This window comes from Sinomonas sp., assembly GCF_036848755.1.
Lineage (GTDB): Bacteria > Actinomycetota > Actinomycetes > Actinomycetales > Micrococcaceae > Sinomonas.
Map to the genome: position 1 here is coordinate 34,899 of NZ_DAIUJO010000019.1, position 8,032 is coordinate 42,930.

General features: G+C 68.9%; 6 protein-coding genes and 1 pseudogene. 4 read left to right on the top strand and 3 right to left on the bottom strand.

Going from position 1 to position 8,032, the window contains the following annotated elements; genetic code table 11:
* Positions 1 to 31: 31 nt before the first annotated feature.
* Together V7053_RS04780 and V7053_RS04785 are read right to left on the bottom strand one after the other, a co-directional pair.
* Positions 32 to 1,402: an ABC transporter substrate-binding protein gene (locus V7053_RS04780; RefSeq protein ID WP_334171125.1), complete on the bottom strand. Its 1,371-nt coding sequence runs from the start codon at positions 1,400 to 1,402 to the stop codon at positions 32 to 34.
* 108 nt (positions 1,403 to 1,510) lie between these two features.
* Positions 1,511 to 2,539, bottom strand: a complete 1,029-nt coding sequence (locus V7053_RS04785) for a LacI family DNA-binding transcriptional regulator (RefSeq protein ID WP_334171126.1) — start codon at positions 2,537 to 2,539, stop codon at positions 1,511 to 1,513.
* Between the two features lie 159 nt (positions 2,540 to 2,698).
* Between V7053_RS04785 and V7053_RS04790 the strand changes: the two genes are divergently transcribed.
* From V7053_RS04790 to araA, 4 genes are all read left to right on the top strand, one after another.
* A complete protein-coding gene (locus tag V7053_RS04790; protein WP_334171127.1) occupies positions 2,699 to 3,703 on the top strand; it encodes a LacI family DNA-binding transcriptional regulator in 1,005 nt (334 codons plus the stop codon).
* 77 nt (positions 3,704 to 3,780) lie between these two features.
* Positions 3,781 to 5,436, top strand: coding sequence for a xylulokinase (locus tag V7053_RS04795; RefSeq protein WP_334171128.1), 1,656 nt, complete (start codon positions 3,781 to 3,783; stop codon positions 5,434 to 5,436).
* The gene (locus tag V7053_RS04800; protein ID WP_334171129.1) at positions 5,433 to 6,137 is read left to right on the top strand and encodes an L-ribulose-5-phosphate 4-epimerase; all 705 of its coding nucleotides are present in this window, start codon (positions 5,433 to 5,435) and stop codon (positions 6,135 to 6,137) included. Before V7053_RS04795 ends, V7053_RS04800 begins: the two co-directional genes overlap by 4 nt.
* The gene (gene araA, locus V7053_RS04805) at positions 6,137 to 7,654 is read left to right on the top strand and encodes an L-arabinose isomerase (protein WP_334171130.1); all 1,518 of its coding nucleotides are present in this window, start codon (positions 6,137 to 6,139) and stop codon (positions 7,652 to 7,654) included. Before V7053_RS04800 ends, araA begins: the two co-directional genes overlap by 1 nt.
* 103 nt (positions 7,655 to 7,757) lie before the next feature.
* On the opposite strand, the pseudogene V7053_RS04810 reads toward araA, so the two are convergent.
* Positions 7,758 to 8,032 (bottom strand): annotated as a pseudogene (locus tag V7053_RS04810) (carbohydrate ABC transporter permease); the annotation flags it as partial.

The window sequence follows — 8,032 nt, forward strand, 5'->3', positions numbered from 1 at the left end:
TCTGGGCTGCCCCGTCCTGGGGATCGCAGTGCTAGTCGGCAACGGTGAACCCCTGTCCCTTGGCGTATTGGACGAGGTCGTCCTGCCAGGCGGACAGGGCCGCGTTCAGGTCTCCTCGGTTGCCGATCGCCTGGCCCATGGTCTTGTCGTAGCTCGTTGCCGCGTAGTCGTTGAAGGGCAGGAACTGAAAGCCCTCCTGCACGGTCTTGGAGATCTCCGTGAACTCCTGGTTCACCTTCTGGCCGCCGTAGAAGCTTGATGTGGCGTCCGCGAAGGCCGGGTTGTCGAGGACCTTGGTCGACGAAGGGAAGAGGAACTGCTCGTTGGCGAGAGTCAGAGCGGACTTGTCGTCAGTGTTGATGAACTTGGCCAGCATCGCCGACGCAATGGGGTTCTGGGAGCTCTTGAGGACGGCGTCGGTCGAGCCACCATAGTTCCCGCTGGAGATGCTCGTAGCGTCCCACTGCGGCAGGGGAGCGGCGCGCCACTTCCCGGCCGTGCTCTTGGCAGTCCCCTGGAGGAAGACGGGCCCCCAGGCGCCGGTGAGCCATGATGCATACTTCCCGCTGTTGAGGGCCTGGTACCAAGCGTCCACGAAGTCGGGCTCGTTGCCGATGTTTCCCGACTTGAAGAGATCGTTCCAGTACGAGGTCACCTTCTTGCACGCGGCATCGCCGCTGAGGTTGATCTTGACAGTCTTCGCACCGTCGTAGGAGAAGGGCCTGCCGCCGGCCTGCCAGAACAACGCGAGCATGTTGGCCTCCGAACTGGGTGCCCAGTTCGTCAAGAGCCCTGACCCCGACTTTCCGCGGTACGTGGTTGCAGCGGACGCGAAATCGTCCCACGTCTTCGGGACGCTCAGGCCAGCCGCCGAGAAGAGGTCTTCCCGGTAGAGCATCCCCATCGGGCCCGTGTCCTGGGGCACGCCGTAGATGCCCTTGCCGCCAGGAGTGATCCCGCCCCACACCCAAGCGGGGTAGTCCGACTTCAGGTCCGCGACTCCGTAAGGTGTGAGGTCGAGCAGGCTGTCGGTGAGCGTGAACGAAGGGAGCTTGTCGAATTCCATCTGGACAACGTCGGGTGCGCCCTTCCCTGCTTGGATGGCAGCGCGGAGTTTCTGATAGTGGGCCCCGCCTTGGCCGACGTTGACCACCTCGACCTTGATCGCCGGATAGGCCGCTTGGAACATGTCGACTTCCTTCTGGATGTCGGGCACCCAGGTCCAGAACGTCAGATTCGTAGCCTTCTTCATCGCGGCGTCGATCTCGGACTGGGAAACGGGAGAGGCGGAGGTGCCTGCAGCGGGGGAGCCGCCGTTTCCGCATGCAGCGAGGACACTGGCGCTGAAGGCAGCAAGCGGAATCGCGGCCAGGACCGAACGGCGTGAAACTTCTCGGGTCATTGCTCCTGCTTTCACGGTTGTTGATCAATGCGGCATGGCAGGCGAAAGTGGCGCGCCGCAGCGCCAGGACCGCACGCGGTCCTGTTCGCCCGAAGTGATGTGGAGTAGCTAGACGGAGAGAGGGACGGTCGGTGGCTGCTGGGAAGAGGCGCGCACGACTAGTTCGGTCGGCAGAAGAACAAGGTTGTCCTCGGAAGGGCCGCCTTCGATGAGCCGCACGAGCTCGCCGACCGACCGTTCGGCTGCGGCGGCGAAATCCTGGCGGACCGTCGTCAGGGGGACCATCTGGAATTCGGCTTCGGGCACATCGTCGAAGCCGACCACCGACATATCGCCAGGGATTCGGAGCCCCCGTTCCGTGAAGGCGCGGATCGCCCCCATCGCCATGTGGTCATTCGCGACGAATACCGCCGTCACCCCGGCGTCGACTATGGCCCTCGCGGCTTCGTATCCAGACCTCGCGGACCAATCGCCTTCGATGACGGGCCCCGGTTCCAGGCCCGTCTGGGACATTCCCAGCAGCCATCCATCCCTTCGCTGGAGGGCTGCGTGCCAGTTGAGCGGGCCGGCAATGTGGGCGATGTGCGTGTGGCCGAGCCCGACGAGATGATGCACTGCGGCTGCCGAGCCTCCCACTTGATCGGTGTCGACTACAAGATGGTTCGGTGCACCGTCCGAAATGGGGCTGGTGCTCACCACTGGTAGCCCGGCGAGGGCTGAGGGGGTCAAATGGAGCGCTCCGGTCGCCCCGGATACGAGGACGCCTTCAACTCCTCGCCCCAAGAGGTAGGAAATGGCGTCCGCCAGTTCTGGTTCCGAGGGCGACCGTACGGTGGTGAGCGTGAGGGAATAGCCAGCTTGCCATGCCGCCTGTTCAAGGCTGAACAAGCCGGCAGTCGGCCCGTAGAGCGGGCTGGCGGTTGTGATGACGCCGATTTCGTGGGTCCTCTGGGTGGCGAGGGCTCGGGCGGCGGCGTTCGGTCGGTAACCGAGGGCGGTCACCGAGCGCATGACGAGTTCGCGTACTTCGGGCCGCACATTGCGTTCGTTGTTGACGACCCGGGACACGGTCTTGGCGGAAACGCCGGAGTGGGCCGCAACGTCGGCCAGCGTCACTCCTCCGCTCTTCACTTGCATCCGGACCTCCTTTGTGACAGCGCTGTCAGCCGTGACAGCGCCGTCAGTCGTGGAAGCGATCTAACCCTCCCGCTGACAGCGCTGTCAAGAGGTCCATCACGATCCAGTCGAAACCGGGACCGCCCTCCTCTGGCCGAGGCCCCGGCTTAGGATGGCGCGGTGATCGAGAACTCCGAATCCCGCGCGCCGGGCGTCCGTGAAGTCGCCGCCGCCGCGGGCGTTTCGCGCCAGACGGTGTCCCGGGTGTTGAATGACTCGCCGCGGATCAGGCCTGAGACCCGGGAGAGGGTGCTCGCCGCGATGTCCGAGCTGAGGTTCCGTCCGAACAGGGCTGCACGCATGCTCACGACGGCGCGCTCGCGGACCATCGGGGTCCTCGCTTCGTCGGCGTCGTCGCTGTACGGTCCGGCATCGAGCCTGGACGCGGTGGAGAACGCTGCGCGGGAGGCCGGCTACTTCGTCACGGTGGCCCACGCGCCGTCGACCGCGGAGGCGGATCTCCTGGCCGCACTCGACCATCTGGTGGACCAGTCGGTGGATGGGATCGTGGTGATCGCACCGCAGCGGCGGGTGCAGGAGGCCATGGCGACGGTGTCATTCGGTGTGCCGGCCGTCGAGCTGCACGGCGCGGGCGCGGCGGAGGAGGCCGGGCTGTTCGTGGACCAGGTCGAAGGCGCCCGGCTCGCGGTCCGGCACCTTGTCGGGAAGGGGCACCGGACGCTTCTGCATGTGTGCGGCCCTCTGGACTGGGCCGAGGCCCGCGCCCGCCGCGAGGGCTTCCTGCTCGAAACGGAGGCATCCGACGCCGAGGGGATCGTCTCGCGCGAAGGCGACTGGACGGCGGCCTCGGGGGCGGAGATCGCCCGCGCGCATCTGGGGGATCCCAGGATCACAGCCGTCTTCTCCTCGAATGACCAGATGGCTCTTGGCGTCCTGCACGCCGCACGCTCGGCGGGCCGGAGCGTGCCGGGGGACCTCGCCGTCGTCGGCTTCGACGACATCCCGGAGGCCGCCTTCTTCGCCCCGCCCCTGACGACCGTGAGGCAGGACTTCGCCGAACTCGGCCGACGCGCCGTCTCGCGCCTCGTGGCGATGATCGAGGGGCGTGAACTCTCGTTCTCCGAGCCTGTGGCACCGGCGCTGATCGTGCGCGAGTCCGCCTGAGCCTTGCCCCTTTCGTTCGTCCCGTGCATACTTCTGAGGAAGCGTGTGACCGGTCACAAACAAGAAGGGGCAACGACATGGTGCCATTGCAGACGCCCTCCCGCGGGCGGGATGCGATCGTGGGCGCCCGCACCGCGCTGGGCATCGAGCTCGGCTCGACCCGCATCAAGGCGTGCCTGGTCGCGATCGACGATCCCTCGCTCGTGCTGGCAGTCGGGAGCCACGAGTGGGAGAACGAGCTCGCCGAGGGGGTCTGGACGTACTCGCTGGAGTCGGTGTGGGCTGGCCTGCAGGCCGCCTACGCGGCCCTGGCGGCGGACGCGGAGCGCCGCCACGGCGTGCGCCCGGGGGCGTTCGGTGCGATCGGCGTCTCGGCGATGATGCACGGCTACCTGGCCTTCGACGCCGAGGGGGAGCTGCTCGTCCCGTTCCGCACTTGGCGGAACACGACGACGGGGCGCGCGGCGGGCGAGCTCAGCGGGCTGCTCGGGGTGAACATCCCGCTGCGCTGGTCGATCGCGCATCTGCACCAGGCGGTGATCGATGCCGAGCCCCACGTGCCTCGGATCCGCTTCTGCACGACGCTGGCGGGCTACGTCCACTGGCGTCTGACCGGCCGGAAGGTCCTGGGCGTTGGGGACGCCTCGGGCATGTTCCCGATCGATGCAGAGACGAAGACGTACGACGCCGGGCTGGTCGCCGCCTATGACGAGCTAGCCGGGGGGCGGGTTCCCAAGCTCGTGGACCTGCTGCCCGAAGTCCTGGCCGCGGGCCAGCCGGCCGGCGAGCTCACCCCGGAAGGGGCCGCGCTGCTTGACCCGACCGGCGGCCTGCGCCCGGGGATCCCGCTGTGCCCGCCGGAGGGCGACGCCGGCACCGGGATGGTCGCGACGAACTCGGTCTCGCCCCGCACCGGCAACGTCTCCGCTGGCACGAGCATCTTCGCGATGGTCGTGCTCGAACGCCCGCTCTCGGGGGTCCACCACGAGCTGGACGTGGTCACCACTCCGGCGGGCGATCCGGTGGCCATGGTCCACTGCAACAACGGCGCGAGCGAGCTCGCGGCGTGGGCGGGGCTGTTCGGCCGTTTTGCCGCGGTCGCCGGCGCGCCGCTGGATTCCGACACGGTCTACGCCGCCCTCTTCTCCGAGGCCGTCGAGGGCGAGGCCGACGCGGGCGGCCTCCTGGCCTACAACTACCTGGCAGGGGAGCCCATCACGGGCCTCGAGCGCGGGCGCCCGCTCGTCGTCAGGACACCCGAGAGCCGCCTCACCCTCGCGAACTTCGTCCGGGCCCAGCTCTACGGGGTCTTCGGCACGCTCGCCCTCGGCATGCGGGTGCTCGCGCGCGAGGGGGTCGGGCTGGACCGGATGTTCGCCCATGGAGGCCTGTTCCGCACGGCGGGGATCGCACAGCGTTTCCTGGCCGGCGCGATGGAGGCGCCCGTCTCCGTCGCGCACACCGCCTCGGAGGGTGGCGCGTGGGGCATCGCCGTGCTCGCCGCTTTCCTCACCGCTGCCCAGGCCGGCACCGAACGCGCCGACCTGGGCACCTACCTGCGCGAGCGGGTGTTCGGCGGCTTCGAGTTCGAGACGGCGGACCCGCGCCCCGACGACGTCGCGGGCTTCGGGGCGTACCTCGAGCAGTACCGCGCCGGCCTGGCCATCGAGCAGGCCGCCCTCGAAGCGATCCCCCTGAAAGGCGCGGTCCCCCCGAAAGGAGCCATTTCATGACAAGCAGACCTGAGAGCCCGGCGGTGCGGGGCGCCCGCGAGCAGGTCGCCGCGCTGCACGCCCAGCTGGTCCGCTACGGACTGGTCGTGTGGACAGGCGGGAACGTCTCGGGGCGCGTCCCGGGTGAGGACCTGTTCGTCATCAAGCCCAGCGGCGTCGACTACGGCGACCTCGCCCCCGAGAACATGATCGTGTGCACCCTGGACGGGGACGTGGTCCCGGACTCGCCCGGGTCGGAGCGCTCGCCGTCCTCCGACACCGCAGCACACGCCTACGTGTACCGGCACATGCCCGAGGTCGGGGGAGTGGTGCACACCCATTCGACCTACGCGACCGCCTGGGCGGCGCGCGCGGAGCCCATCCCGTGCGTGATCACCGCGATGGCCGACGAGTTCGGCGGGGAGATCCCCGTGGGCCCGTTCGCGATCATCGGCGACGACTCCATCGGCCGCGGGGTCGTGGCGACCCTGTCCGGGCACCGCAGCCGGGCCGTGCTGATGCAGAACCACGGCGTGTTCACCATCGGCAAGGACGCCCGGGACGCCGTCAAGGCCGCCGTGATGGCCGAGGACGTCGCCCGCACGGTGCACATCGCCCGTCAGGGCGGGGCGCTCGTCCCCATCCCACAGCAGGCGATCGATGCCCTCTTCGACCGTTATCAGAACGTCTACGGACAGAACCCGGAAGGATCCCTCGCCTGATGTCCAAGCTCACCACCACCCTCGATGCCTACGAGGTCTGGTTCCTCACCGGCAGCCAGCACCTCTACGGCCCAGAGACCCTGGCCCAGGTCGCCGAGCAGTCCCGCCGGATCGCCGCCGAGCTCGCCGCAGCCAAGGCCATGCCCGTGAAGGTGGTGTGGAAGCCGGTCCTGACCGATGCCGACGCGATCCGCCGGACCGCGCTCGAGGCCAACGCGGAGGACCGGGCGATCGGCCTCATCGCCTGGATGCACACCTTCTCCCCGGCGAAGATGTGGATCACCGGCCTGTCCGCCCTGCAGAAGCCGCTCCTGCACTTCCACACCCAGGCCAACGTCGAGCTCCCGTGGGGCGAGATCGACTTCGACTTCATGAACCTGAACCAGGCCGCCCACGGCGACCGGGAGTTCGGCTACATCCAGACCCGCCTCGGCGTGCCGCGCAAGACCGTCGTCGGGCACGTCTCCGACCCGCGCGTCACCGAGCGGATCGGCACCTGGGCCCGCGCCGCGGCCGGCTGGGCAGCCACCCGGTCCCTCAAGCTCGCCCGCTTCGGGGACAACATGCGCTACGTGGCGGTCACCGAGGGCGACAAGACCGAGGCCGAGGCGCGCCTCGGCGTCCAGGTCAACACCTGGAGCGTCAACGAGCTCGCCGCCGCGGTCGACGCCGCCGACCCGGCCGACGTCGACGCGCTCGCCGCCGAGTACGAGGACCTCTACGACGTCGCCGCCGAGCTCCGCAGGGGCGGCGAGCGTCACCAGTCCCTCCGCGACGGCGCCGCGATCGAACTCGGCCTGCGCTCCTTCCTCGAAGAGGGCGGCTTCGGCGCCTTCACCACGAGCTTCGAGGACCTCGGGACCCTCCGCCAGCTCCCGGGCCTGGCCGTCCAGCGGCTCATGGCCGCCGGCTACGGCTTCGGCGCCGAGGGCGACTGGAAGACCGCGGTCCTCGTCCGCGCCGCCAACGTCATGGGCGCGGGCCTCCCCGGCGGCGCGTCCTTGATGGAGGACTACACCTATGACCTCACCCCCGGCGCCGAGCGGATCCTCGGCGCCCACATGCTCGAAGTCTCCCCCTCACTGACCACCTGCAGGCCAACCCTGGAGGTCCACCCCCTCGGGATCGGCGGGAAGGACGACCCAGTCCGCCTCGTCTTCACCGCCGACCCGGGACCCGCCGTCGTCGTCGCCCTCTCCGACATGCGCGACCGGTTCCGCCTCGTGGCCAACGCCGTCGAGGTCGTCGAACCGTCCGCGCCGCTGCCCAAGCTGCCCGTCGGCCGCGCCGTGTGGAAGCCAGCCCCGGACTTCCAGACCTCCGCCACCGCCTGGCTCGAGGCCGGCGCTGCCCACCACACGGTGATGAGCACCGCCCTCGGCATCGAGGCCTTCGAGGACTACGCCCGCATCGCCCGCACCGAGCTGCTCGTCATCGACCAGGACACCACCATCCGCGGCTTCGCCCGCGAACTCCAGTGGAACGCCGCCTACTACCGCCTCGCCCAAGGCATCTGATTGCCCTGACAGCTCGCTGCCCAGAGCAGCATCAACAACAACGGCGCGGCGTGCCTCCCCCCATGAGAAGGCGCGCCGCACCGTTGCGTCCAGTGGGCCCCGGCTACCCCTTGAGCCCGCTTCCGGCGACCCCCTCGACGATGCGGCGCTGGAGGAAGAAGTAGATGATGACCAGCGGGAGAGCCCCCAGGATGGCTGATGCCTGGATGTCGGCGAGCCGCATCCCGTACGAGCCCTGGACGGTGGCAAGCCCGACCGGGATCGTCATGAGCTTGGGATTCGAGAGCGTGAACAGCGGAAGGATGAGGTTGTTCCAGACCGTCACGAACGTCAGGATTCCGACGGCGGAGACCACGGGCCGCGAGAGCGGCATGATGA